This window comes from Pseudophaeobacter sp. (assembly GCF_048267565.1).
GTDB classification, from domain to species: Bacteria; Pseudomonadota; Alphaproteobacteria; order Rhodobacterales; family Rhodobacteraceae; genus Pseudophaeobacter; species Pseudophaeobacter profundi.
This window is the reverse complement of sequence record NZ_JBLWXG010000010.1, coordinates 48,850-73,708: the sequence shown is the minus strand read 5'-3', so window position 1 is coordinate 73,708 and position 24,859 is coordinate 48,850. Positions and strand designations below refer to the sequence as shown.

General features: G+C 60.6%; 21 protein-coding genes. 10 read left to right on the top strand and 11 right to left on the bottom strand.

Features of this window, described 5'->3' with window-relative positions; genetic code table 11:
- Nucleotides 1-4: 4 nt before the first annotated feature.
- The 5 genes from ACN0VH_RS17605 to ACN0VH_RS17585 all read right to left on the bottom strand — a co-directional run bounded on the left by ACN0VH_RS17605 (nucleotide 5) and on the right by ACN0VH_RS17585 (nucleotide 6,201).
- Complete coding sequence (locus tag ACN0VH_RS17605) at nucleotides 5-1,117, bottom strand: ABC transporter ATP-binding protein (protein WP_417701605.1); 1,113 nt, start codon at nucleotides 1,115-1,117, stop codon at nucleotides 5-7.
- Between the two features lie 146 nt (nucleotides 1,118-1,263).
- Nucleotides 1,264-2,388, bottom strand: coding sequence for an extracellular solute-binding protein (locus ACN0VH_RS17600; protein WP_417701603.1), 1,125 nt, complete (start codon nucleotides 2,386-2,388; stop codon nucleotides 1,264-1,266).
- A 385-nt stretch (nucleotides 2,389-2,773) separates the two neighbouring features.
- Nucleotides 2,774-3,613, bottom strand: a complete 840-nt coding sequence (locus ACN0VH_RS17595; protein WP_278924039.1) for an EamA family transporter — start codon at nucleotides 3,611-3,613, stop codon at nucleotides 2,774-2,776.
- Between the two features lie 99 nt (nucleotides 3,614-3,712).
- On the bottom strand, nucleotides 3,713-5,392 hold the full coding sequence (locus ACN0VH_RS17590; RefSeq protein ID WP_417701601.1) for a Na/Pi cotransporter family protein: 1,680 nt from the start codon (nucleotides 5,390-5,392) through the stop codon (nucleotides 3,713-3,715).
- Nucleotides 5,393-5,394: 2 nt separating this feature from the next.
- Complete coding sequence (locus ACN0VH_RS17585) at nucleotides 5,395-6,201, bottom strand: DeoR/GlpR family DNA-binding transcription regulator (protein WP_278924037.1); 807 nt, start codon at nucleotides 6,199-6,201, stop codon at nucleotides 5,395-5,397.
- A 197-nt stretch (nucleotides 6,202-6,398) separates the two neighbouring features.
- Here ACN0VH_RS17585 and ACN0VH_RS17580 point away from each other — a divergent pair, with 197 nt between their 5' ends.
- Both ACN0VH_RS17580 and ACN0VH_RS17575 read left to right on the top strand, forming a co-directional pair.
- Entirely contained in the window at nucleotides 6,399-7,994 is a 1,596-nt protein-coding gene (locus tag ACN0VH_RS17580; protein ID WP_417701599.1) for a sulfatase-like hydrolase/transferase, read from the top strand.
- Nucleotides 7,995-8,120: 126 nt separating this feature from the next.
- A complete protein-coding gene (locus tag ACN0VH_RS17575) occupies nucleotides 8,121-9,389 on the top strand; it encodes a glycerate kinase type-2 family protein (RefSeq protein ID WP_417701597.1) in 1,269 nt (422 codons plus the stop codon).
- Nucleotides 9,390-9,402: 13 nt separating this feature from the next.
- On the opposite strand, the gene hpaR is transcribed toward ACN0VH_RS17575, so the two are convergent.
- Entirely contained in the window at nucleotides 9,403-9,837 is a 435-nt protein-coding gene (gene hpaR, locus ACN0VH_RS17570) for a homoprotocatechuate degradation operon regulator HpaR (protein WP_232405058.1), read from the bottom strand.
- 167 nt (nucleotides 9,838-10,004) lie between these two features.
- On the opposite strand from hpaR, the gene hpaD reads away from it, so the two are divergent.
- The 7 genes from hpaD to ACN0VH_RS17535 all read left to right on the top strand — a co-directional run bounded on the left by hpaD (nucleotide 10,005) and on the right by ACN0VH_RS17535 (nucleotide 17,730).
- On the top strand, nucleotides 10,005-10,985 hold the full coding sequence (gene hpaD / locus ACN0VH_RS17565) for a 3,4-dihydroxyphenylacetate 2,3-dioxygenase (RefSeq protein WP_417701595.1): 981 nt from the start codon (nucleotides 10,005-10,007) through the stop codon (nucleotides 10,983-10,985).
- 106 nt (nucleotides 10,986-11,091) lie between these two features.
- A complete protein-coding gene (locus tag ACN0VH_RS17560) occupies nucleotides 11,092-12,501 on the top strand; it encodes a pyridoxal phosphate-dependent decarboxylase family protein (RefSeq protein WP_417701593.1) in 1,410 nt (469 codons plus the stop codon).
- A 209-nt stretch (nucleotides 12,502-12,710) separates the two neighbouring features.
- Nucleotides 12,711-13,886, top strand: coding sequence for a substrate-binding domain-containing protein (locus ACN0VH_RS17555; RefSeq protein WP_278924032.1), 1,176 nt, complete (start codon nucleotides 12,711-12,713; stop codon nucleotides 13,884-13,886).
- 171 nt (nucleotides 13,887-14,057) lie between these two features.
- Nucleotides 14,058-14,834 carry an ABC transporter ATP-binding protein gene (locus tag ACN0VH_RS17550; protein ID WP_278924031.1) on the top strand — a complete coding sequence of 259 codons (777 nt, stop codon included), beginning with the start codon at nucleotides 14,058-14,060 and terminating at the stop codon, nucleotides 14,832-14,834.
- Nucleotides 14,827-15,549, top strand: coding sequence for an ABC transporter ATP-binding protein (locus tag ACN0VH_RS17545; RefSeq protein ID WP_278924030.1), 723 nt, complete (start codon nucleotides 14,827-14,829; stop codon nucleotides 15,547-15,549). Before ACN0VH_RS17550 ends, ACN0VH_RS17545 begins: the two co-directional genes overlap by 8 nt.
- A gap of 82 nt (nucleotides 15,550-15,631) precedes the next feature.
- Complete coding sequence (locus ACN0VH_RS17540) at nucleotides 15,632-16,663, top strand: branched-chain amino acid ABC transporter permease (protein WP_278924029.1); 1,032 nt, start codon at nucleotides 15,632-15,634, stop codon at nucleotides 16,661-16,663.
- Entirely contained in the window at nucleotides 16,660-17,730 is a 1,071-nt protein-coding gene (locus ACN0VH_RS17535) for a branched-chain amino acid ABC transporter permease (protein WP_417701589.1), read from the top strand. The genes ACN0VH_RS17540 and ACN0VH_RS17535 overlap by 4 nt, the downstream gene beginning before the upstream one ends.
- A gap of 326 nt (nucleotides 17,731-18,056) precedes the next feature.
- Here ACN0VH_RS17535 and ACN0VH_RS17530 read toward each other — a convergent pair whose 3' ends face one another.
- From ACN0VH_RS17530 to ACN0VH_RS17510, 5 genes are all read right to left on the bottom strand, one after another.
- On the bottom strand, nucleotides 18,057-19,025 hold the full coding sequence (locus tag ACN0VH_RS17530; RefSeq protein ID WP_417701588.1) for a bile acid:sodium symporter family protein: 969 nt from the start codon (nucleotides 19,023-19,025) through the stop codon (nucleotides 18,057-18,059).
- A gap of 112 nt (nucleotides 19,026-19,137) precedes the next feature.
- Nucleotides 19,138-20,727, bottom strand: a complete 1,590-nt coding sequence (locus ACN0VH_RS17525; RefSeq protein WP_417701586.1) for a gamma-glutamyltransferase family protein — start codon at nucleotides 20,725-20,727, stop codon at nucleotides 19,138-19,140.
- The gene (locus ACN0VH_RS17520) at nucleotides 20,711-22,228 is read right to left on the bottom strand and encodes a tripartite tricarboxylate transporter permease (protein ID WP_417701584.1); all 1,518 of its coding nucleotides are present in this window, start codon (nucleotides 22,226-22,228) and stop codon (nucleotides 20,711-20,713) included. Before ACN0VH_RS17520 ends, ACN0VH_RS17525 begins: the two co-directional genes overlap by 17 nt.
- A gap of 1 nt (nucleotide 22,229) precedes the next feature.
- Nucleotides 22,230-22,745 carry a tripartite tricarboxylate transporter TctB family protein gene (locus tag ACN0VH_RS17515; RefSeq protein WP_417701582.1) on the bottom strand — a complete coding sequence of 172 codons (516 nt, stop codon included), beginning with the start codon at nucleotides 22,743-22,745 and terminating at the stop codon, nucleotides 22,230-22,232.
- Complete coding sequence (locus tag ACN0VH_RS17510; RefSeq protein ID WP_417701580.1) at nucleotides 22,742-23,689, bottom strand: Bug family tripartite tricarboxylate transporter substrate binding protein; 948 nt, start codon at nucleotides 23,687-23,689, stop codon at nucleotides 22,742-22,744. The genes ACN0VH_RS17515 and ACN0VH_RS17510 overlap by 4 nt, the downstream gene beginning before the upstream one ends.
- Before the next feature lie 132 nt (nucleotides 23,690-23,821).
- Here ACN0VH_RS17510 and ACN0VH_RS17505 point away from each other — a divergent pair, with 132 nt between their 5' ends.
- Entirely contained in the window at nucleotides 23,822-24,706 is an 885-nt protein-coding gene (locus tag ACN0VH_RS17505; protein ID WP_278924022.1) for a LysR family transcriptional regulator, read from the top strand.
- Nucleotides 24,707-24,859 lie beyond the last annotated feature (153 nt).

The window sequence follows — 24,859 nt, the reverse complement described above, 5'->3', positions numbered from 1 at the left end:
CTCCCTATTCGGTGGCCAGATCGCCGGCCGGCAAGGCCACAGCGTTCTGGACATCATATTGCAGGGTCATCGGCTGCCCCTTGTGGCTGTCAAAGGACTGGCCCAGATTGGGCAGCGAGACCTTCATTTCCTTACCGCCGTCGCCTTCCATGAAGATGTTGAAGGCATTGCCTTCAAATTCCTCGTTGGTGACGGTGGCGGTGACAAAATGGTCGCCCTCGCTGCCCACCGGCGCCAGGGCAAAGGCTTCGGGGCGGATGAACATCATCGCATCGTCCCCCGGTTTCATCTTGCCCCTATTGGCACTGGACACCCGCGCCAAAAGATCGCCGGATCGATTGGTGGCGATCAGGGCGGTATCGCCCTGCACCTGCTTCACGGTGCCACGAAAGACGTTGTTTTCCCCAACAAAAGAGGCGGCAAAAGCGGTCGAAGGGTCGTTGTAGATGGTCTTACCATCGCCAATCTGGTCAATGACACCGGCCCGCATGACCGCAATATTGTCGGACATGGTCAAGGCTTCGCCCTGGTCATGGGTGATGTAGATAAAGGTGATGCCCACCCGTTTCTGGATTTCACGCAGTTCTGTGCGCATGTGCTGGCGCAGCTTGAGATCCAGCGCCGAGAGCGGTTCATCCAGCAGCAAGACATCGGGTTCAGCACAAAGCGCACGGGCAATGGCAACCCGCTGGCGCTGGCCGCCTGACAGCTCCGAGGGCAGCTTGTCGCCCTGATCCGGCAGGGCAATCATATCCAGCAGTTCATCCGCGCGCTTGCGACGCTCCCGCGCAGAGGCCCCCTTGATCTCCATCGAGAAGGTGATGTTTTCCCAAACCTTCATCAGCGGAAACAAGGCAAGGTTCTGAAAGATCAGCGCGGTGGGACGTTTGTTGGGGCCGATCCCCTTCATGTCCTTGCCGCCAATCAACACTTGGCCTTCGCTGGGTTCCAGAAAGCCCGAAACCGCGCGCAAGATCGTTGTCTTGCCACAGCCCGAGGGGCCAAGGAAGGAAAAGAAATCCCCTCCGTTGATATGCACTTTTGCGTCGCGTACCGCGACAAAATCTCCAAAGCGGATCCAGAGGTTTTCAAGATCTACGCCGACCCCAGCACTCATGTGGTCTCTCCTCAGCTCACAACTCTACTGCCCGGTGGAGAATACCCCCGGTGCAAACAGGCTGCTCTATTCATTCAGATGTGTTCTGCGCACAGGGCGCCTGGACTGGCCCCCGGAACACCGGAGGCCAGTTTGTCAAAAACAAATCAGGCGCTTTTGAACTTGTTGACGAACTCGGTCCGCACTGCGGCGTACCAAGGCGCTTCGGCAGGCCATGGGTTCAGATTGGCCAGGCTGTCGCCGGGATAGGCTTCGGCAAAGTTCTTTTTGTAGACCTCACCGGAATAGGTATCGGCCCCCAGAACCGGCGAGTTGTAGCCATGGCTGTCAATCGCCTTGCCGGCGGCTTCCTGGCCAAAGGCATAGTCGATGAAGGCATAGACCTGCTCTTCGTTTTTCGCGCCAACCGGCATGGACATGCCATCCACCCAGGCCATCGCACCTTCAACAGGGGCTTGATAATGCACAGGCTCGCCCGCGGCTTTCAGCGCCAGAGGTGGACCATCCCAGGTTTGCCCAACCACAACGCCTTCGTTCAGAAGGCCGTTCTTCTGCGTATCGGCATCATTCCAGATCAGCTTGATCCGGTTTTTGCGCGCCATGCACCAGTCGGTGATCTTGCCCCAGACCTCGCGCATGGTGTCTTCGTCACCATAGGCGGCCCAGACAGACCCCGGCTCCATTTCACCAGAGGCTTCCATATAGAGCCCGGCCCCCAGCATCATAGAATGGGCCCGACCCATGGTCTTGCCGGCGTTTTCTTCGGACCAGACATCGCCATAAGACGGCGCATCGCCCGCTGGCAGCCATTTGTCGGTGCGATAAGCAATGCCTTCGGTGCCCCAGATATGCGGCAGCCAATGCACGCCGGCGCCGTCAAAGTTCCAGGCAGATGTACCGATTTTTGCCATCGCCGGGTTCACCGCGTCAATGTTGACCTTGCTCATGTCGAATGGTTTCAGCAGTTCCAGCGGGCCCCACTGCAGCGACCGGTTGTTGGTCGGCGAAACAATATCAAAGCCCTGACCCTTGGTGGCCTTCATCTTGTTGATGATTTCCTCGTTAGAGCCAATACCAGTATAATTTACCTTGATGCCGGTCTTTGCCTCAAAGCCTTCGATGAAGGCAGGCGGCAGATAATCCGACCACATCAGAATGTTCACTTCCCCCGAAGACGCCAGCGCGCTTTTGGAATAGAGCGGCGCTGCGAGAGCAGCCGCACCGGCGCTTTTCAGCAGGGTCCGGCGAGTGACGCTAGATTTGGTAGTCATGTTCATTTTTCTCCCTAGTGGGTTGTTGGTCTTGTTTCTTATTGTTTTTTTATATTGAAAGAGTGCGAGGCATTGCGCCCAACAAACAGTGACAGTTTCAAAAACTGATAAGGCCAAAATGCCGCAGCACTGCGAAATCATGGCTCCAGTCTTGTAACAACACCGCTCGATTCCCCTCAGCTGCGGCAGAATAAGGTGGTGTTGTAACAAGAGTTTGCGCGCCATAGCCCATTCCGTCAACATGACAGATGTCGAACGCAGCCCTACGCCAGGAAATGCCTATAAAACAGACAGATGGGCAAGCTGGGCAGGCAGATCACCGGCGCAGCTACAGCCTGTCGCCAGTTTGCCACCAGAGGTATCGCGCGGCTATTCTAAGGGGGGATCAAACCGACAGGCCGATCAGTGCAACCCCCAGGACCATTACCATGGCGGCGCCCAGGCGGCGCATCCAGTTGCCCTCTTTCAGCACCAGAAACCCGATCAGCGCGGCAAAGATCACCGAGGTTTCGCGCAGCGCCGAGACCGCACCAAGCGGGGCGAAATTCTTGGCAAAGAGCACAAGCCCGTAGGCCGTCATCGACACAAAGCCCCCGGTGATGCCAATCACCCAGCTGCGCAGCGGGATCAGCCGCAGCACCCGGCGGCGGCGCAACCCGATCACGACAGTCACAAATATATGCGCCACGGCCCCCCAGGCCCAGTAGCTCAGCGTATTTCCCGACAGGCGCACCCCCAGCCCATCCACGGTAGAATAGAAAGAAATACAAAGCCCGGTGCCCAGCGCATAAAGCAGTGCCACGCCCCCAACCCCGGATTTGAGCGTCTTCCAACTGCTCAGCAGGATACCCAGCGCGATCAGCATGATGCCGCCCCAGGCCTGCAGCGGCAGGAACTCATCGGCAAAGAACATTGCCCAAAGCGCCACCAGCGCCGGAACGATACCGCGGGCGATCGGGTAGACAACGCTAAGGTCGCCATGGTTGTAAGCCTGTCCCAGCATATAGAAATAGCCAAAGTGGATCAGCGTCGACAGCGCCACATAGCCCAGGCTTTCCAGCTCTGGCAGCGGTAGGATCATCACCATGATGAGACCAGGTATCACATGACCCAGGGCGACCAGCCCCAAGGTCGTTGTGCGATCAGCAGCGGTTTTGACAATCGCATTCCAAACCGCATGCAACAGCGCCGCCGAAAGGATGATAAAGACAACAAAGGGCGTCATCGGCAAAGCACCTTTCGCGGTGGCTCAAACAGATCAAAGAAATGGTGGTGGAATAGGATAATCAGGCTCTAAATACCTGTATCAGAGCCTGATTTAGCGTCATGTCCCAACCTCTGAATCCTCCATCTCTTTGATCAGGCGCGTTTCAAGAAGCTGGCCGTTCTTGTACAAGACCGGGTAGGATACCGCTGCAACATGGCTGTTGAATTCACGCAGGGCGCGCAGGGTTTCCAAGTGGATATCCGAGGTGTCGAAACTATAGCGCTCGCCGCGTTGCAACCGTTTCAGGTGGCGCTTACGGCTGTCGCGTTCCATCCGCTTCAGTTCTGTCTTTTCCAGGTTCAGCAGGCGCGCGCTTTCCAGATCATCCGAGATCAGCACATTCGACGCCAGACGCAGATTGGCCATGATCGCCTCGTGCATACGCAGGATTTCCCCCCAGCCATCGGCCGAGAACCGCAGGTTCTTTTTGTGCAGCCGCCCGGCCAGCACTGCCAGACGCTGCGAGGCCACATCGCCGGCAGTTTCCAGGCGGATGGCATATTCCACCATCTCGCGCGCCTGCTTCATCTCTTCCTTGTCAAAGCTGTCAGCCGGAATATCCGCCACATAAGAGCGAATACCCGATAGGCAAGCGTTGACCTCTGCATCCATCGCCTGCAACGCCTTGATTTGATCGACCTCGCCGGTCTTGTACAGCTCAGCCAGAGGGCGGAACATGGTCTCGACCAGATCGCACATCCGCAGCAATTCGCGCTTCAGATTGGCCAGAACCTGGGCAGGTGGGCCATAGACACCCGGCTCTAGTGCGCTGACAGGGCGCCCATCCAGGCCGGGGTCCGGCGGTGGCGGTTCTGGCATCAGCCGCACCATCAAGGGTTCGATATGGCGACAGATCGGCAGCGCCAATATCAACAAAGAGCCATTGAACAACAGATGCACATAGACCAGCATCTGCCCGGTTTGCGGCCACTCAAGCAGCCCAGCCCCCAGCGCGGAATTCACCGCGATCAGGCAGGCCACCGCCCAGCTGCCGCGCAGCCCCAGATTGGCATAGGGAATGCGCCGTGCACTCTGGCTTAATCCGCGGCTTAGCCAGACCGGAATAAAGGCCGAGCCAAAATTGGCCCCCAGCACCAGCGACAGCCCCGCCGCAAAGGGAATGGCACCGATCTGCACCAGGGTCACGCACATCAGGATGGCCGCCACAGAGGAATGCATCACAAAGGCAAGCCCCGCGCCCACCAGAAAGGCGGTGATATAGTCCCGCGCCAGATAGCCTGCCACCGCAGGCAAAAAGGCACTGTCGCGGATCGGATCCATCGCCTCGCGCAGGAAGCGCAGCGAAATCAGGATAAAGGCAATCCCCATCAGAATACGCCCGGCCTGCCGGGTTTTCTTGCCTTCGGTTTTGACAAAAAGATAGCCGCCCACAGCCAAGAGCACCGGCACCAGCCAGTCCAGCTTGAACGACAAGATCTGAATGATCAGCGCCGAGCCAAGATCGCCCCCCAGCACAATCGCCAGTCCGGTGGGAAAGGCCAGATAGCCGCCAGAGGCAAAGCCGGTGGTCAATAGCGCCACCGCAGCCGAGCTTTGCAGCACCAGCGCCAGGCCAATGCCTACTCCGCCTGCCTGCACCTGATTACCGGTGCCGGTCAAAAGACGCTGAAAAGACGCGCCATAGCTGCGTTCAATGCCGGTACGCACCATGCGCACCGCAAAGAGCAAAAACATGGTGGCGCCCGCCAGGCTGATCAAAAAGGTCAAAATCGCCACGTCTAGTCTCCTTCGGGGGCTGGCTGTGCCAGCGCAAATTCGGTACCCCAGTCCACCAGCGCCCGCGCCAGTTTCTTACCCGGTTCACGGTCGCTCACCAGCAGATCCAGCTGCTGCGGCAGCGGGCCACGGTGGGGGGCCTGTTCAGAAAATTTGGCATGGGTTGTCACCACAAAGACCTGCTCGGCGGCGGCGGTGATGGTCATGGTTAGCTGCGCCTCGGCGGCGTTGTGGAACAGCAACCCGTGTTTGGCCGACAGCGCATCCGCCGAGAGCACCGCCACATCCAGCGCAAAGCGGGCAAGTTGCTGCTCTGCCACCGGGCCAAAGGTACCACGATCATCGCTGCGCATCTCGCCGCCCAGCAGGTGCAGCCGGTTGCCATTGTGATTGGCCAGGAGCTGCGCCACGCCAATGGAATTGGTCACCACTGTCAGGTTTCGCCGCAGCCGCAGGGCCTCGGCAACAAACGAGGTGGTGGAGCCCACGTCCAGAAACACCGTCATACCATCGTGAATGCGCGGCAAGACCACCTGGGCAATCTCTTGCTTTTCTTGCGGGTTTTCCCCCATGCGGCGGAAAAAGCTGGCGCTCCGCTGACCATTACTGCCCGGTCCCACCAGATGGGCTCCGCCATGCACCCGCTCGACGGATCCCACCTTGGCCAGGGCCTTGATGGTGCGGCGCACGGTCTCTTCCGAGACATCCAGCATGGTGGCCAGCTCGGCGCTGCGTCCCGATCCCCCAAGACGGCGCAATGCATCCAGCAGCGCGACCTCTCGGTGGGATGGCGTGGCAGAGGGTAGCATTGGATCAGACTCCACAGTCGGGCAAAACATCTGTCAAACTGGCAGCGAAAGGCCTCAATCACAAGTCGAAACCCACAAAAACCAAATAAAACGGTCAAAAACCAGCAATCTTGTGGCAAAACTGCTTTTCAAATCACCGCCAAGGCGCTTAGCTGGCGGCGCAATCCGCTGCCCCACCGCACCCAAAGGATCCCCGTATGAGCCATGCCGCGCCCCAGCCCAAGAATGTGCTGTTCATCCTGATCGACCAAATGCGCGCCGATTGCCTGATAGGGGCGCTGGCCGACCATGTGGCGCTGCCAAACCTGCGCGCATTGATGGGCGAGGCGGTGAGCTTTGCCCAGAACTACACGGTGGTGAACCCCTGCGGCCCGTCGCGCGCCTCTATTCTGACCGGGCAATATGCCATGAACCACCGGTCGGTGCGCAATGGCACGCCGCTGCGCCATGACATCCCCACCCTGCCCGGCGAGATGCGCAAGGCGGGCTATACCCCGATGCTGTTTGGCTATACCGACACCAGCCGCGACCCAGGCCGCCACCATCCCAACGACCCGGCCATCCGCACCTATGAACAGCACATGGAGGGCTTCCAAGAGATGCTCGAGATGCGGCTGGAGATGTCCTATCCTTGGCGGGCCGATTTGATAAACAAGGGCTATAAATTCAACAGCTACTGGGATCTGCACCGACCGGTGGCGCCGGATGGCGGGGTGCCAAGGCTGAACGACCCCGCCCCCTACCGCGCCGAAGACAGCGATACCGCCTTTTTGACCAATCGGTTTTTGGCCACCCTGCCCGGCTATGCCAGGGTTGACCCACAAGAAAACGGGCAGCCGGGCTGGTTTGCCCATCTCACCTATATCCGCCCGCATCCGCCCCTGGTGGCCCCGGCCCCCTACAACACCCTGTATGATCCCGCCCAGCTCCCCCTGCCCCAGCGGCACGGCAGCCAGGCCACAGAGGCAGCACTACACCCCTTTTTTGCCGCGACGCTTCAGGCGGCAACCCCGGCCTCTATGGTGCTGGGCCATCCGGATCTGCTGCCCAATGATGATACGATACAGACCCTGCGGGCGCTGTATCTGGGGCTGGCCAGCGAGGTCGACGCCCATATCGGCCGGGTGCTGCAATTTCTGAAAGACAGCGGCCAGGAAGACAATACCCTGGTGGTGCTTAGCGCGGATCATGGCGAGATGCTGGGTGACCGCCACAGCTGGGGCAAGATGACGGTCTATGACGCCGCCTATAAAACGCCGCTGATCATTCGAATGCCCGGCAATGGCCAGCGCGTCGGCACGGTGGTGCAAGAAATCACTGAATCCATTGACCTGACCCCCACAATTCTGGACTGGGTCGGGCAAGAAATCCCCAACTCCATGGATGGTGCCTCCCTATTGCCGCTGCTGCGTGGCGAGGTGCCCGCCGACTGGCGTTCCTATTCCTTTTCCGAACTGGACTTTGGCAGCGCCGAAGGCGCGAGCCTCTGGCAACAGACGCTTGGCACTGAAATATCAGAGTCTAACCTGAGCATTTTGCGCGATTCCCGTTTTACCTTGGTTGAATTTGCCGCCGATCTGCCACCGCTGCTGTTTGATCATCACGGTGCAGGCGAAATGGAAAATGTCGCCAGCCATCTCGAACACCAAGGCGATCTGGCACGGCTAGGCCGCCAGATGCTGCGGCACCGAATGCGAAACATGGACCACAGCCTGTCGCTGCATGCGATCACCCCCCAAGGGCCGCAGCAAAGCCAGCGCCAGCGCCCCGGCCGGACCAAGGTGCAGGGCTGACCGCCGCCATGCCGCTCGCGGCAACCCTTGACCCACCCCCCTGACGTCAGGCAAAACCGCCCCAGCTTTAGCGGTAACACAGCAAGAGATCCTCGGCTGGCAAACAGAAACAGGGGCGGACCTGAGATGAACACTCTCGACCAAGAGGCCAGAGCGCTGTTTGACGCCGCTGTTGCCCGTGCCGATCCCGGTGCTGCCCTGCGTCAGGTCCTGCAGGCCGCCCCGCTGCCTCCGCTGGAAACCGGCGGCCAAAGCTATATTCTGGCTCTGGGCAAGGCAGCAGTGCCGATGATGCAGGAAATGCTGGCGCATTGCCCTGAACCGCGCCAGGCGCTGGTGGTGACGAACCCAGAAAATCTGCAAGCCGTCCCCGGCGCCAGGGTGCTGGCCGGGGCACATCCGGTGCCCGACCACACCAGCGCAGAAGCCGGGGCCGCCGTGCTGGATTTCCTGTCCCGCACCACAGCCAAGGATCGTGTCTTTGTTCTGGTATCCGGCGGTGGCTCTGCTCTCATGGTGGCGCCTGCGCCGGGGCTGACCCTGGCCGACAAGGCCGCCGTCAGCACCGCGCTGCTGTCCTCGGGGCTGGAGATCAACGAGATGAACCTGGTGCGCCAGCAGCTATCGCAGCTCAAGGGCGGTGGCCTGTTGCGCCATGCCGCACCGGCACCGGTACAGGCCTATATCCTGTCGGATGTGATTGGCGACGATCTGCGCGCCATTGCGTCGGGGCCAACCGTCTCTGCCCTGGGAACACCAGCAGCGGCCCGCGCCTTGCTGCAACAGGCCGGGGTCTGGCAAGATCTGCCCGCCGCGGTGCGCTCCCACCTGGAACAGCCCCTCGCCCCAGCAAGCCAGCCGCTGCCAGAGGCGCAGAACCAGTTGATCGGATCAAACCGTCACAGCCTGGCTGCGATGATGGATCTGGCCACGGCGCGCGGCTGGCAAGCAGAGCTGGTCAGCGACCATCTTGTCGGAGACGTGGCCGAGGCTGCCGAAGAGATCCTGCAGGCCGCCAAGTCCGCCCCCACCGATGCCCCCGTGGCGCTGATCTTTGGCGGCGAAACCACCGTGCGCCTGCAGGGCACTGGGCGGGGCGGGCGCAATCAGGAACTGGCCCTGCGTCTGGCGCAGCGCGGCGCGACCGAGCTAAGCGGCGACTGGCTGTTCCTGTCGGGCGGCACTGATGGGCGCGACGGCCCCACCGATGCGGCAGGCGGAATTGTCACACCGCAGACCTGGGCAACCATTGCCAAGGCGGGCGAAGATGGTGCCGCGCTTTTGGCAAACAATGACAGCTACGCCGCGCTGAAAGCCGCAGAGGCGTTATTGATCACCGGCGCGACTGGCACCAATGTGGCAGATGTACAACTGTTCCTGCGCCGTCCCGGCTAATACCGAAGCCGAACTACAGCTCGATCTCGTCCAGTTGGTTCAACAGATCCAGCAGCGCCTCATAGCGGTCTTCGCCCATCTTTTGCCGGGTACGGTCCACAATGGCGATGCTGGCAGCGATATTGGCGTCGATGATCTTTTCGCCCGCTGCCGTGATGCGGATCACCTGACGACGGCGGTCCACCATGTCCTGCTCGCGACTGATCAGCCCCTTCTGTTCCAGCTTCTGCAGAATCCGCGTCAGGCTGGGCAGAAGCAGGCAGGCCTGCTCGGCGATTTCGGTGGGATCAACTTTGCCGCTTTCCTGCACCACACGCAGGACCCGCCATTGCTGTTCCGTCAGATCGACATCGCTCAGCAGGTGGCGGATGGGTCCCATGACCCGTTCGCGGGCACGAAGCAGCGCAATGGGCAAAGAACGAGAGGTAGAGGGCAGTTTGTTTTTCATGCTCATTTATCGCCTCAAACCTGACTGGAATGCAATTGCCAGTGCAGCCTTTCAAAGAATTGACATTGGGACCCGAATAAACTACACATGTTAACAATAAGGCGCAAGACAACTGTTGATCTGGCCCTTGCCGCCGCGCGCTGCCGCCCTGAACCAAGGAGCCCATAATGCCCGTTCCCGCCCCCGTTCTCTACCCGCCCTTCAATATTGTGCGCCTGTCTCATGTGGAATACCGGGTCACCGACCTGGCCGCGTCGCGCAAATTCTATGTCGAAATTCTGGGCCTGCAGGTCACCGGCGAAGACGACACACGCATCTACCTGCGCGCCATGGAAGAGCGTGGCCACCACTGTATCGTGCTGGTGCAGGCTGCAGAGGCAGAAGTCGGTGTGCTGGGCTTCAAGCTCTATGACGAGCCGGATCTGGACAAGGCAGCCGAATTCTTTGCCGCCAAGGGCCTGCCGGTGGACCGGGTCGAACGCCCCCATATGGGCCGCACCCTGCGCACCCGCGACCCCTGGGGCGTGCCACTGGAGTTCTACGTCAAGATGGATCGGCTGGCGCCAATTCATCAACAATACAGGCTCTACAATGGGGTGAAACCGCTGCGCATCGATCACTTCAACATGTTCTCGGCAGATGTGGATTCCAGTGTCGCCTTCTACAACGAGATCGGTTTCAGGGTCACCGAATACACAGAAGATGACGAAAGCGGCAAGGTCTGGGCGGCCTGGATGCACCGCAAAGGGGGCGTGCATGATGTGGCGTTTACAAATGGCACCGGACCGCGTCTGCACCACACCGCCTTTTGGGTGCCAACGCCGCTGAACATCATTGACCTGCTCGATCTGATGTCGACCACGGGGTATGTGGCCAACATCGAACGCGGCCCCGGACGGCATGGCATTTCCAATGCCTTCTTCCTGTATGTGCGTGACCCGGATGATCACCGGATCGAGATCTACTGTTCGGATTACCAGACCGTTGACCCCGATCTGGAAGCAATCAAATGGTCGCTGACAGACCCACAGCGCCAAACCCTCTGGGGGGCGGCAGCACCACGCAGCTGGTTTGAGGAAGGATCAAGCTTTGAGGGGGCCAGCACCAAGGAAAGCGCGCTTAAGGCGCAACCGATTATTGCACCGTAGTTCGAACATAAGACAGTGCATGACCTTGGGGAGGCATGAAGCGCCTTCCCGTGGGAAAGGTCAGGCGCTGTCTGTGCCAAGAGCACAGACATAGGGGAGAGTAAGTATGAAATGGGATGATTTCGCAGGCTGGGGCCGCCGCATCGCCGATTGGGCACAGGACTATCACCTGACCGTTGGCGACAAGCCGGTACGCGCCCGCACCGAACCCGGCGATGTGCTGGACTCTCTGCCCCTCTTTCCACCCGAGAGCGGCGAAGACATGGAGGCCATCTTTGCCGATTTTGAAGAGATCGTGATGCCGGGGATCACCCATTGGCAGCACCCGCGCTTCTTTGCCTATTTCACCTCCAATGCCGCCGCGCCCTCGGTGCTGGCAGAATTCCTGACTGCGGCCATCGCGCCGCAGTGCATGCTGTGGCAGACCTCTCCGGCGGCGACCGAATTGGAAACGCGGATGATGGACTGGCTGCGCCAATCGCTGGACCTGCCCGGCGAATTTCAGGGCGTCATTCAGGACAGCGCCTCTTCGGCGACACTGGCCGCCGTGTTGACTATGCGGGAAAAGGCGCTGAACTGGCAGGGCAACCAGCAGGGATTGTTCGCGCAGAAACCGCTGCGCATCTATTGCTCTTCCGAGGTGCATACCTCGGTGGATCGCGCCATCTGGGTAGCCGGTATTGGCCAGCAAAATCTGGTTCGGGTGCCGATCAAGGGCACATGGCGCGGCATGGACCCTGCCGCCCTGCGCGCGGCAATTGAGGCCGATATCGCCGCCGGGCTGCAACCGGCCGGGTTGATCCTATGCGTTGGCGGTACCGGAACCGGCGCCACTGACCCGATTGATGACTGCCTGCAAATCGCCGAAGACTATGGGCTCTACAGTCATATCGACGCTGCCTGGGCCGGATCAGCGATGATCTGTCCTGAATATCGCCACTACTGGCCAGGGGTGGAACGCGCCGACAGCATCGTCTTCAACCCGCATAAATGGCTGGGGGTACAGTTTGATTGTTCAGCGCATTTCCTGAAAAACCCCGATGATCTGGTGCAGACCCTGGCAATCAGCCCCGAATATCTGAAAACCCACGGCAAGGATGGCATCATCAACTATTCGGAATGGTCGGTGCCACTGGGGCGGCGCTTCCGGGCGCTGAAGATCTGGTTCCTGATCCGCAGCTATGGCCTGGAAGGCCTGCGTGACCGCCTGCGCAATCACATCAACTGGTCCACCAAACTGCACGATACCCTGGCATTAGAGCCTGATTTCGAAATCATCACCCCGCCGATGTGGTCGCTCTGGACCTTTCGTTACGCGCCCCAGGGGGCCACGGATCTGGATGCGCTGAACCTGGCGCTGGTCAATGCCATCAATGATGACGGGCGCATCTACCTGACCCAGACACGGGTCGATGGTGATCTGGTGATCCGCTTTCAGGCTGGCCAGTTTGAAACCACCGAAGCAGATGTGATGATGGCCCATACCGTAATCTGCGAGATCGCTGCCCGGCTCTAGCCGACAATCACCGTCTCTTCCCCACCGCGAACCTCTCTCTGTCGCCTTGCGACCTGGAAGGAGGCAAAGTAAGCCTTGGAGACGGGGGAGAGACACGACATACGTATTTCCCTGCAATTGACCAAAATGCGAGGCCGCCGTTAGCCTGAAGGCACAGGAGCGAGACTGCGCCAGCCCTACACATAGGCGCGCCCTCAGGGAGGAACGACATGACACGCACTTTGCTTGCAGGAATGGTCTCTGCACTGGCACTGGCTTCGGCCGCCGCTGCAGATATCAAGATTGCCCATATCTACGGCAAGACAGGCCCGTTTGAAGCCTACGCCAAACAAAGCCACGATGGCCTGATGCTGGGGCTGGAATATGCCACCGGCGGCACCATGGAAATCAACGGCGAAAAGATCGTCGTGATCGAAAAAGACACCCAGCTAAAACCAGAAAACGGCAAAGCCCTGCTGGAAGAAGCCTACGGCGACGATGAAGTCGATCTGGCCATTGGTCCGGTCAGTTCCGGCGTGGCGCTGGCCATGCTGCCGGTGGCCGAAGAATACGAAAAGATCCTGATTGTCGAACCCGCCGTGGCCGACAGTATCACCGGTGAAAACTGGAACCGCTATATCTTCCGCACCTCGCGCAATTCATCACAAGATGCTGTTTCCAGCGCCATTGCCCTGGCGGGTGACAACGTCAAGATTGCCACCCTGGCGCAGGACTATGCCTTTGGCCGCGACGGTATCGCCGCCTTCCGCGAAGCCCTGGCAGCGCAGGGGATCGAGCTGGTGCACGAAGAATACGCCCCCACCGATACCACAGACTTCACCGCAGCCGGCGAACGGATCTTCAACGCGATGAAGGATCTGGACGGCGACAAGAAGCTGTTCGTGATCTGGGCCGGCGGTGGCAACCCGCTGGGCAAGATCAATGCCATGGATCCGGGCCGCTTTGGCATCGAATTTGCCGGGGTGGGCAATATCCTCGCCGCACTCAAGGGCTTTAAAGACTATGAAGGCATGGAGGGCGGCACCTATTACTACTATGAGCTGCCCGACAACGAGGTGAACGACTGGCTGGTGAAAACCCACTTTGAACGTTTCGACGGCCCGCCTGATTTCTTCACCGCCGGGGGCATGACCGCGGGGCTGGCCGCAGTTGAGGCCATTCGCCAGGCTGGTTCCACCGATACAGAGGCGCTGATCAGCGCGATGGAAGGTATGGAGTGGGAAACCCCCAAGGGCATCATGCGCTTTCGTCCCGAAGACCATCAGGCGCTGCAGACCATGTACCACTTCAAGCTGACCGTGCAGGACGGTGTTGAATGGGCCGTCCCCGAACTGGTCCGCGAGCTGGCCATCGACGAGATGCCAATTCCGATCCGCAACCAATAGGGCGACATCGCTTTACCGACCATGGCCCAGAGCTTTGCGCTTTGGGCCATGGTTTCAGGCAAGCCGAACTGGCCCCTGCCAGTGCAGTGCCTGCCATACCCGCCCCTTTTCTCTGACGGACCGGCTGTCACCCAGGTGACGGGATGCGGCCAGAGCCACTTCGAGATCTCAATGACAGACCCTATCCTGAAAACCACAGACCTGACTGTCCGTTTTGGCGGACATGTCGCGGTAGACGCCGTAAGCTGCGCCTTTCACGCCGGAGAGCTGACCGCAATTGTCGGCCCCAACGGTGCCGGCAAAACCACCTATTTCAACCTGATTTCCGGCCAGATTCCGGCCTCGGCCGGGCGGGTGAACCTGCGAGGTCGCGACATTACCCGCGCCTCCGTGTCTGCCCGCACCAAGGCCGGCATTGGCCGCGCCTTTCAGCTGACCAATCTGTTCCCCGGCCTATCGGTGCTGGAAAACCTGCGGCTGGTGGTACAGGCCAAGCTGGGCCGGGGGTTCAACCTGTGGTCCATGGTGTCGCGCCATCAGGATCTGACGGATCAGGCCGAGGACATCCTGGCCCGTGTGCGCCTGCTGGATCAACGCGACCAGGTGGTCTCGGAATTGTCCCATGGCAACCAGCGCAAGCTGGAGGTCGCCCTGCTGATCGCCCAGGACCCGGATGTCTATATGTTTGACGAACCCACCGCTGGCATGAGCGTCGATGAAGCCCCGGTGGTGCTTGATCTCATCGCCGAGCTGAAAGAGCAAAAAGACCGCAGTATCCTGCTGGTCGAACATAAGATGGATGTGATCCGCAGCCTCGCGGACCGCATCATAGTGTTGCACAATGGCGCGCTGGCCGCCGATGGCGCCCCGGCCGAGGTCATGGCCTCGGATGTGGTTCAAGAGGCCTATATGGGTCGCGGTCTCGAAGGAATTCTCGCAGATGTCTGATGCCATCCTGACGCTGGATGGCGTCTACACCAATATCGCCCAGTATCACATTCTGCAGGGAGTCGATCTGGAGGTGCCGCGCGGCGCTGTCACCATGCTGCTGGGCCGCAATGGGGTGGGCAAGACCACCACGCTGCGCAGCATCATTGGCCACTGGCGCGCCCATCAGGGATGCATCCTGTTTGACGGGGAAGATATCACCAAACTGCCCACCCCGGCCATTGCCCGGCTTGGCCTTGGTTTTGTCCCCGAGGACATGGGCATCTTTGCCGATCTCACGGTTGAAGAAAACATGCAGCTGGCCGCCGTCAGCGGGCCGATCAATTCCGCCCGGCTGGACTGGATCTTCACCGCTTTCCCGCCGCTGAAAACCTTTTGGAAATCCGATGCCGGCACCCTGTCGGGCGGGCAGAAACAGATGCTGTCCATTGCCCGCGCCATGGTAGAGGAACGCAAGCTATACCTGATTGATGAACCCACCAAGGGCCTGGCACCGGCGATCATCTCTACCATGGCCAAGGCCTTGAAAGATCTCAAGCAGCAGGGATCATCGGTGCTCTTGGTCGAGCAAAACTTTGCCGTCGCCAAGGCCCTGGGGGACAGCGCCAATGTGATGGATGATGGCCGCATGATCTGGTCCGGCGAGATGGCCGAGCTTGGCCGCGACGCCGCCCTGCAGGAACGGCTCATGGGCCTCAGCATGGAGGCGCATTGATGACTGCCCCCCGCGCCCTGCCACGCCTTGCCCTTTGGCTCCACCAAGAAGCAGACACCCGTAGACCACCGGAGGCCCAGACATGAGCGCCGCACCTGAACATGCACCAACAATGGCCCAGGCCACCCTGGCCGACCGGGTCGGCCCCTATATGCCCGTGCTCTTGGTGCCGCTGCTCGCTCTGGCGGGCTTCTTGGCGATCATGAACCCCGCAAGCTGGCTGACCCTGACCGTTTCAGGCCTGGCGATGGGCATGATGATTTTCATCATGGCCTCGGGTCTGACATTGGTCTTTGGTCTGATGGATGTGATCAATTTTGGCCATGGGGCCTTTGTCTCGGTCGGCGCCTTTGTCGGCATCACCGTACTGATGGCGCTGGGGCAAATGACCGCTGCGCCCTCGCTCCTGCTCAACCTCGGCGCCGTGCTGCTGGCTGTCATCGGTGCCATCCTGGCCACTGGCGCCATGGGCTGGGCCTTTGAAAAGGTCATTGTCGCGCCTGTCTACGGCCATCATCTGAAACAGATCCTGGTCACCATGGGCGGGCTGATCGTGGTGGAACAGCTGATCATCGTGCTCTGGGGGCCGGAAGAGATCTACTTCAACCGCCCCGAAGCCCTGAAAGGCGCCGTGACCTTTGCCGGGGCCGCAATCGAGAAATACCGCCTGGTGGCCGTTGTGGTTGGCCTTGCAGTCTTTGCCGCCATGCGCTGGGTGCTGCGCCGCACCAAAATTGGCCTGATCGTGCGCGCCGGTGTTGAAAACGGTGAAATGGTCGAGGCGCTCGGCTATCGGCTCAAGCTGGTCTTTGTCGGCGTCTTCATCGCCGGCTCTGCCCTCGCGGGCCTCGGTGGCGTCATGTGGGCGCTCTACCAAGAGGTCATCACCGCTCATATGGGCAACCACGCCATGATCCTGATCTTCATCGTGGTGATCATTGGTGGGCTCGGCTCGGTTGAGGGCTGCTTCATTGGTGCCCTTCTGGTGGGGCTGCTGCAAAACTACATCGCCTTTATTGAACCCAAGGCGGCGCTGATTTCCAATATTGCCCTGATGGTCGCCATCCTGATGTGGCGCCCTATGGGTATGATTCCGGTGGTAAAAGCAAAATGATCCGCTCTCTTCTCTCTGGCGACATGCCGCGTTCCCTGCCGCTGGCCTTGATCCTTGGCTGCATTCTGATCTGCCTCGCCCTGGCACCTTTTCTGTTTCCTGGTGTGCGCACCGTCGATACTGCCGCGCGGATCTGCATCTTTATCGTGCTGGTGGCCAGCTATGACCTGCTTTTAGGCTATGGCGGCATCGTCAGTTTTGCCCATACCATGTTCTTTGGCATTGGCGCCTACGGCGTGGCGCTCACCTCGGCCCATATGGGGCGCGGCTTTGATGCCATTGCCATTGGCGCCCTGGCCGGCGCCGGGTTTGCCGCAGCTCTGGCCCTGCTGATTGGGCTGTTCTCGCTCCGGGTGCGGGCGATCTTTTTTGCCATGATCACCCTGGCCGTGGCCTCGGCCGTGGCAGTGCTGGTCAGCCAACTCTCCGGCCTCACCGGCGGCGAAGACGGGCTGACCTTCAAGACACCGCGCGAACTGGGCCCTGCCTTCAAATTTGGCAAGGAAACGTTTGATGGTGTGCTGTTTGGCGTCAAGCTGAACGGCAAGCTCTTGGCCTATTACTTTGTCTTTATCGGCGCGCTCGTGTTGTTTTTAACCCTGCTGCGGGTGGTGAACTCTCCCTTTGGACGTGTGCTGCAAGCGATCCGCGAAAACGATTTCCGCGCTGAATCCATTGGCTATCGGGTGGTCTACTACCGGGTGGCCGCCACCTGCCTCTCGGCCTCTGTCGCGGCCCTGGCCGGGTCGCTCTATGCGGTCTGGCTGCGCTACGTCGGCCCCGATACCGTCCTGTCGATGGAGCTGATGATCGACATCCTCTTGATGGTGGTGATTGGTGGAATGGGCACGCTCTATGGGGCGATGATCGGGGCCACGCTCTTTGTGCTGGCGCAGAACTACCTGCAAAACCTGATGGGCGCTGCCTCGGAACTGGTGGCGGACCTGCCCCTGCTGCCAGAATTGCTCAGCGCTGATCGCTGGCTGCTCTGGCTTGGGGTGCTGTTTATCCTGAGCGTCTATTTCTTCCCGGCCGGGGTCGTGGGGCGGCTGCGCGGAAAACGCTAAGGTCCGCTGCCGGGTCAAGGGCCGCAGATGCGGCCGCGCAGGGCGCGGTTTACCCTTGACGCGCCCCCGTTCGAAAACTTGAAACAGGCGCATCAGGGCAGACCTGCCCCTGATGGCCTTCTCAGCAGATCTTTTTCCGTGCCCGCAGCCATCGCCCGGCGCCGCGATATTTCGTGACCCACGACACCAAAGACAGCGCCGCAGTAGCGGCGCTGGGCCCAACGAAAATCCAGGGATCTTTGATCCATTGTATTTTGGGCGGGAGCCCCCCGCCGCAAGATCCACACATCACGACAGCAACGGGCCAGACAATATCGCCGTCTGGTTCAACTTGCCTGCACCGCCACCGCCCTCTGCGAAACAAAGGCGCAGACCAACAGCTGGCTCATGTGGTAGATCATCAGCGGCAGCACAATCGCCCCCACCTGGTCAGCGGCAAACAACGCGGCGGCAATCGGCAAGCCCGAGGCAAGGCTCTTGGTCGAGCCGCAGTAAAACAGGACCGCCTCATCCGGGTCATCCAACCCAAAGAGCCTGCCTGCGCCGACCATCAAACCCATGACAATCGCCAGGAAAACCAGTACCACCAGCACCAGCAGGGTCAGGCTCATCGCCGGGATCTGTAGCCACAGCCCCGAAGTCGTCCCGGCGCTGAACGCCGAATAGACAATCAGCAGGATCGAACCGCGATCGACGATCATGGTCAGCAGCCTGTGCTTTTGCACAAAACCGCCAACCCAGGGACGCAGCAGTTGGCCAACCACAAAGGGCAGCAGAATTTGGGTGCCGATCTTGATCACCGCGTCAAAACTGACCCCTCCGTCGCCCTGATGCAGCAGCAGTGCCACCAGCGCCGGGGTCAGCAGCACCCCGACAATATTGGACAACGAGGCAGCGCAGATCGCCGCTGGCACATTGCCACCCGCAATGGAGGTAAAGGCAATCGAGGACTGCACCGTCGAGGGCAGAACCGCCAGGAACAGCAACCCCAGGGTGATTGTCGGGCCCAGCAGCGGTGCAAAAATCGTTGCCAGCGCCAGTCCAACCAGCGGGAACATCACGTAGGTTGCGCCAAAGGTCAGCCCCTGCAGCCGCCAGTTCAGCAAGCCTGCGCGCACCGCTCCGGGGTCAAGCTTTGCCCCGTAGAGAAAGAACAGCAGCGCCACAGCCCAGAAGGTCACCTGCTTCAATCCCTGCGCCGCCACGCCCTGCGCGGGCAACAGCAGGCCCAGACAGACGGTGGTGATCAGCAGCAGCATATAGGTGTCGATGCCGATACGTTTGAGAAAGCTCATCTCGTTTCCTGCTCTTGTTCTCTTTGGCGTGTCGGCCAGATCCATATGTTGCCGGGCCGTGACACGGATGCCACGGCCCTACCGAATTTTGCGCAAGATGTCAGCAGCGGGGTCAGAACCCTGCGGCCTGGCCATCCTTGCGCGGATCCGAGCCGGCGGCAAAACCGCCCTGTGGTAGCCGGTGCACCAGCTGCGCACCGCCAAAGCCAAAGGCATTGTCGGGTGCCTCGATCTGCACCCGATGGCCAAGCGCCTTCAGCCCGTCCAGAAGTGCGGGCTCCATGCTTGGCTCGCAGGCCACATCCAGTCCTTCGATCATCCGCCAGCGCGGGGCGTCGGCAGCGGTCTGCACGTCCTGGCCCCACAGTTCGGTGCGCAGCAGCAACTGCATGTGGCCCTGTGCCTGGATCGGCCCGCCCATCATGCCAAAGGCCATCAGCGGCGCGCCATTCTTCATCACAAAACCTGGAATGATCGTGTGGAACGGCCGCTTGCCGCCTGCAACGCGGTTGGGGTGCCCCGTTTCTGTGGTAAAGCCAAAGCCGCGGTTTTGCATAGAGACGCCGGTGCCTGGCACCACCACTCCTGATCCGAACCCCGCATAGTTGGACTGAATGAAACTGACCATCATGCCCGACTCATCAGCCGTATTAAGCAGCACGGTGCCGCCGCGTTTTGGTGCGCCGGGGCCAAAATCCTGCGCCCTGTCTTCCGAGATCAGCGCGGCGCGAGATTTCAGGTACTCGGGGTCCAGCAAGGCCGTCTCATCCACGTCAGTCATGTGATCACGATCCGCGACAAAGGCATGCAGGTCGGCATAGGCCAGCTTGATCGCCTCGATCTGCAGATGCACAGCCGTCAGATCATCCGGGCCATGATCACGGATAGAGCTGTGCTGCAACATGCCCAGCGCCATGAGCGCAGCAATGCCCTGACCATTCGGCGGGATCTCGTGCAGTTCCACCTCGTCAAAGGCCTGGCTGACCGTACCGCACCAATCCGTCGCATGGTCGGCCAGGTCCTGCATCGTCATCGCACCGCCATTGGCCTGCGAAAAGGCGATGATCTCCTCGGCGATTTCACCTTGGTAGAAGGCCCGCCCCTTGGTGTCAGCGATGGCCCGCAGGGTGCGCGCCGCGCCGGGATTGCAGAACCGCTCGCCCGCTTTCGGGGGCTGGCCGCCCGGCATGAAGGTCGCCGCAAAGCCGGGCTGTTCACCCAGGGTTTCAGCCCCTTTGGCCCAAAGCGCTGCAATCACCGGCGAGACAATGAACCCTTCTTCGGCGTAGCGGATCGCGGGGGCCAGAACGGTGGCCAGCCCCAGCTTGCCAAAGCGCTCTGACAGCTCAACCCAGGCGCTGACCGCGCCGGGCACTGTCACCGCATCCCAGCCATGCTCGGGTATTCCCTCTGGAAAACGCTCGGGCGTCCAGGCTGCGGGCGCCCGACCCGAGGCATTGAGCCCGTGCAACTGCTTGCCATCCCACAGGATGCAAAAGGCATCCGAGCCAAGCCCGTTGCCCGTGGGTTCAACCACGGTCAGCGCGGCGGCAGTGGCAATCGCGGCATCCACCGCATTGCCGCCCTGTTGCAGGATGGCCAGCCCGGCCTGGGTGGCCAGCGGCTGCGAGGTCGCCACGACATTGTCGGCAAGCACCGGCGAGCGGCGCGACGGGTAGATGGAATTATGACGCAGATGCATCGTTGCTCCTCCCAGAGGGTTTACGGTGTTTGAGATGGCCGCGGATTGCCCAGGCAATCGAGATCACGGCAAGCATAAGAAAGATAAGGCTGATTGGTCGCGTCAGGAACAGCGTCGGATCCGCGTCGGTCATCAGCGCCCGGCGCAGATTGGTCTCGGCGATGGGGCCAAGGATCACCCCCAGCACCAGGGGGGCCAAGGAATAGCCAAGCGCGCGCAGCGTGTAGCCAGCAACCCCGACAAAGCCCAGCAGGTAGAGATCGCTCACCCGGTTGTTCAAGGCAAAGGAGCCGACAACACAGCAGACCATCACCACCGGCACGATCAGCCATTTTGGCACCTCGGCAACCCGCAGAAACAGACGCATCGACAATACCGAGACAATCAGCATCATCAGCGAGGCAACCGCCATGGCGATGAACATACCGTAGACGAGATCGGCGTGATCCATGATCAGCCGTGGGCCAACGGAAATGCCATGCACCATCAGCGCGGCCATCAGGATTGCATCCACTGCAGACCCTGGAATGCCCAGCCCGATCAGCGGGATCAGCCCGCCGCCAGCGGTGGCGGAATTGCCGGCCTCCGAGGCGACAACGCCATCGGGGTTACCCTTGCCAAAGCTTTCAGGGTCCTTCGAATTCCGCTTGGCCTGATCATAGGCAACCAGATTGGCGATCGAGCCCCCTGCCCCCGGCAGCGCGCCGATCAGCACGCCTACGACGGAAGAGCGGACAAGATTCACCGGGCGCATCAACACCTCTTTCATCACCTGCCAGGTCTGAAAGTCGATTGCACCGGTCACCAGCGCATTGCCGGACCGGACCGATTTTGGATCCTCCACCTCGGAGGTCAGTTGCGAGATCGCGAAGATGCCAATCAGCACCACCAGAAAGGGCAGGCCCGCCTGCAGCATCTCTATGCCAAAGTCAAACCGCGGGCGGCCCATGATAGGGTCGGTGCCGACAGTCGAAATGCCAAGCCCGATAAGCCCGGCCAGCATCCCCCGGATCACGCTGTCGCCCACCAGAGAGGCAACAATGGTCAGCGCAAAAACGATCAGCGAGAAATATTCCCAAGGGCCAAGCTTCACCGCGAACATCGCCAGTGGCGGTGCCGCGACGATCAGCACCAGCGTCGAGATCACCGTGCCAAAGAATGAGGCCCAAATCCCCAGCGACAGAGCCCGGCCCGGCTCTCCCCTGCGGGCCATCGGAAAGGCATCAAAGGTGGTAGCGACCGAAGATGGCGTGCCGGGAATGCCCAACAGCGCCGCCGAGATCAGCCCGCCAGTGTAGCCACCAACATAGACCGACAGCATCACCGCGATCCCCTGCAGCGGCTCCATGGTGAAAGTCAGGGGCAGCGTCAGCACAATGGCCATGGTGACGGTAAAGCCGGGAATAGCCGCAGCGATGATACCCGCGATAGAGCCCGCAAACATGTAGATCAGCGTGGCAAGCGTGAAGATCTGCACCAGGCCGGAAAGAAAGCTGTCCATATCAAAACACCCCGCGCGGCAGGAAGACGGTGAAAACCTCGGCGAACAGCCAGTTCAACCCGAAGGAAAAGACAGCCGCCACGATCACCGCAATCAGCAGCGTCGCGGCGCGACGTGGCATCAGGACCAGCTCTAGCCCGAGGATAAAGAGAAAACTCGCGAGTGAAAAACCCAGCACTGGGATCAGCACCAGATAGACAGCCAGCGCTCCCAGCGTAGCGAAAACAAGGTAGCGACGCCCGGCCCAGGCCTGCGTCTGCCGTGCAAAGCGCCCATAGGCACCTGCGGGAATTTTCCGCAGCGCCTCGACGATTGCGATGACGGCCACCAGCGCGATACCGGCAAAAACGATCTTGGGAAAGGCGCCAGCACCAAGCTGTTCAAACCGCGAGGTGGGAATCGCCGTGGCCGAAACAAACAGCCCAGCCGAGGCGAGGAGGATCAGCACATAGCTTAGGAGGCGGGCGATCTCGCCTGCCTCCCCTGCCTGCTGCTTGTCATAGTCGGCGTCGCTCATGGCGCGAGAACCTCGGCCAGCGACTTCACTGTCTCGTCCAGCTTTGTCAGATAGATGCGATAGTCCTCTTGGCCACGGAACATCACCGAAGAGCCCGCATTGTTGGTCTGCGCGATATAATTCTCATCCTGCGACAGCGCTTCGAGTGCGGCTTCCATCTTGTCGCGGGCCTGCTGCGGCGCACCCTTTGGCATCACGATGCCACGGGTCACCAACAGATTGAGATCAGAGCCAAGTTCGACAAAGGTTGGCACATCGGGCACCTCTTGCACGCGCTCGGGGGTGCCGACGGCAAGGAACTGCAGGTCGCCATTGTCGACAAACTGCTTGGACGAGGCGATATCGCCCATGGCCGCATCAAGGTTGCCACCGACGAGGGCACGGATGCGTTCTCCGGTGCCTTCATAGCCAACATATTGGAATTGCAGCCCATAGGCCTGCTCAATCATCGCCGCGTGCAAATGCGGCAGACCGCCCAAAGTCACGCCCATGGTGATCGCACCGGGGTTTGCCTTGGCATAGGCAAGGAATTCCGCAAAATCCGCATAGTCTTCGGTCGGGTGCACCACCAGATACTGCGGCGAGGCGGTCATCAGCGCGATAGGTTCAAAATCGTCCCAGGAAAGGTCGGTGATGCCAGCCTCTGTGGCAACAAGAAGGCCCTCATGCACCTGGCTGACGGTATAGCCATCTGCGGCACGGCGCGAGGCCTCGCGCAGGCCAACGGTGCCACCAACGCCGGGCATGTTGATGATCGGCATCTCAGCGCCTAGGTGGTCGGCGATATTGCCTGAAATCAAGCGCATCAGCGTGTCAGAACCACCACCCGGCGACCAGGGCACGATGAATTCGACCGGGCGCTCGGGGTAGTCCTGCGCGCTGGCCGGAGCAGCAACCAAAGTGGCGGCGGCAAGAAGGGCGGCAAGGCCCGTGCGGAGTTTCATGGGGAGGCTCCCTGTGTTTCGGCCAGCGGTTCATCCGCCGACGATGTATTGTCCGACAGGGTTAACACAAGTCAGACGCTCACAAAGCGCGTAATTCTTGCCATTATGTTCAGCATTACTTAACTTACAGGGATGGACACACGTCAACTTGAAACCCTTCTCGCCATCGAACAGCATGGCGGTTTTGCTGCGGCAGCGCAGGCGATCAACATCACCGCCTCGGCGGTCAGCCAGCAGGTTTCTGCGCTTGAGGTCGAGCTGGGTGCCGAATTGTTCGACCGATCACGCAGACCGCCGGTGCTAACCGCCAAGGGCGCAGAGCTGTTGCGCGCCGCCCGGCAAATTCTGCGCATCGTGACCGAAACCAAATCCTCGGTTACTGGAGGGCATGTCAGCGGCACGCTTGCATTTGGCACCCTGCGCACCGGGGCCAACTCGTTGGTGCCCAATGCGCTGGCCACCCTGCAGGGGCGATACCCCGAGCTCAATTTCCGCCTGCGTATTGGCATGTCCGAAGAGTTGATGAGAGAAGTGGTCTCGGGGCAGCTTGATGCTGCGCTGGTCTCCGAACATGTGGCGGTGCCGCCGGGCCTGCGCTGGACCGAGGTGCTCAATGAACCGCTGGTGGTGATTACCCCACCAGGCGTCGGCGGCATGACGATCCACGAGCTGCTTCGCGACGTGCCCTACATCCGCTATCGCCCGCAGGTGCCGCTGGCACGCCAGATCGACACTGAAATCGCCCAGCTTGGCATCGTGCCGCGACAGGTGGTGTCGGTCAACACGATGACGGTGGTAGTGGGCTGCGTACGGGCCGGGATCGGCTTTGCCATCATCCCCTATGTCGTGTTGCAGGATTCGATCACTGCTGCGCTTGACTGGTTCCCCTTTGGCACGCCACCGACCCATCGTCGACTGGGCGTCGTCAGACGCCCCACCACCAGCCGGGACGAAGTGCTGTCAGAACTGATCGCCGCGCTGATCCAGCATGGGCAACCGCGCGACCATTGTGACTGACAAATCCGCCCGCAGTATCAAGGGCAGCAACCCGACTGGCCGCATCGCCCCCTAGCTGACAAAGCTGGCGCTAAACATGCAAAAACGGCGCCGTTCTGGCACCGTTTTGAACCTCATTGACTGCAGTCTAGACCCTGCACGGCCAATGGAAAA

What these genes read in the sequence shown, in the direction of transcription:
- ACN0VH_RS17580 (WP_417701599.1), top strand. Translation starts at nt 6,399, where the DNA reads ATGAGCCATGCCGCGCCCCAGCCCAAGAATGTGCTGTTCATCCTGATC.
- ACN0VH_RS17535 (WP_417701589.1), top strand. Translation starts at nt 16,660, where the DNA reads ATGATCCGCTCTCTTCTCTCTGGCGACATGCCGCGTTCCCTGCCGCTG.
- ACN0VH_RS17505 (WP_278924022.1), top strand. Translation starts at nt 23,822, where the DNA reads ATGGACACACGTCAACTTGAAACCCTTCTCGCCATCGAACAGCATGGC.
- ACN0VH_RS17515 (WP_417701582.1), bottom strand. Translation starts at nt 22,745, where the DNA reads ATGAGCGACGCCGACTATGACAAGCAGCAGGCAGGGGAGGCAGGCGAG.
- ACN0VH_RS17525 (WP_417701586.1), bottom strand. Translation starts at nt 20,727, where the DNA reads ATGCATCTGCGTCATAATTCCATCTACCCGTCGCGCCGCTCGCCGGTG.
- ACN0VH_RS17605 (WP_417701605.1), bottom strand. Translation starts at nt 1,117, where the DNA reads ATGAGTGCTGGGGTCGGCGTAGATCTTGAAAACCTCTGGATCCGCTTT.
- hpaR (WP_232405058.1), bottom strand. Translation starts at nt 9,837, where the DNA reads ATGAAAAACAAACTGCCCTCTACCTCTCGTTCTTTGCCCATTGCGCTG.
- ACN0VH_RS17530 (WP_417701588.1), bottom strand. Translation starts at nt 19,025, where the DNA reads ATGAGCTTTCTCAAACGTATCGGCATCGACACCTATATGCTGCTGCTG.
- ACN0VH_RS17575 (WP_417701597.1), top strand. Translation starts at nt 8,121, where the DNA reads ATGAACACTCTCGACCAAGAGGCCAGAGCGCTGTTTGACGCCGCTGTT.
- hpaD (WP_417701595.1), top strand. Translation starts at nt 10,005, where the DNA reads ATGCCCGTTCCCGCCCCCGTTCTCTACCCGCCCTTCAATATTGTGCGC.
- ACN0VH_RS17520 (WP_417701584.1), bottom strand. Translation starts at nt 22,228, where the DNA reads ATGGACAGCTTTCTTTCCGGCCTGGTGCAGATCTTCACGCTTGCCACG.
- ACN0VH_RS17595 (WP_278924039.1), bottom strand. Translation starts at nt 3,613, where the DNA reads ATGACGCCCTTTGTTGTCTTTATCATCCTTTCGGCGGCGCTGTTGCAT.
- ACN0VH_RS17555 (WP_278924032.1), top strand. Translation starts at nt 12,711, where the DNA reads ATGACACGCACTTTGCTTGCAGGAATGGTCTCTGCACTGGCACTGGCT.
- ACN0VH_RS17510 (WP_417701580.1), bottom strand. Translation starts at nt 23,689, where the DNA reads ATGAAACTCCGCACGGGCCTTGCCGCCCTTCTTGCCGCCGCCACTTTG.
- ACN0VH_RS17540 (WP_278924029.1), top strand. Translation starts at nt 15,632, where the DNA reads ATGAGCGCCGCACCTGAACATGCACCAACAATGGCCCAGGCCACCCTG.
- ACN0VH_RS17545 (WP_278924030.1), top strand. Translation starts at nt 14,827, where the DNA reads ATGTCTGATGCCATCCTGACGCTGGATGGCGTCTACACCAATATCGCC.
- ACN0VH_RS17550 (WP_278924031.1), top strand. Translation starts at nt 14,058, where the DNA reads ATGACAGACCCTATCCTGAAAACCACAGACCTGACTGTCCGTTTTGGC.
- ACN0VH_RS17585 (WP_278924037.1), bottom strand. Translation starts at nt 6,201, where the DNA reads ATGCTACCCTCTGCCACGCCATCCCACCGAGAGGTCGCGCTGCTGGAT.
- ACN0VH_RS17600 (WP_417701603.1), bottom strand. Translation starts at nt 2,388, where the DNA reads ATGACTACCAAATCTAGCGTCACTCGCCGGACCCTGCTGAAAAGCGCC.
- ACN0VH_RS17560 (WP_417701593.1), top strand. Translation starts at nt 11,092, where the DNA reads ATGAAATGGGATGATTTCGCAGGCTGGGGCCGCCGCATCGCCGATTGG.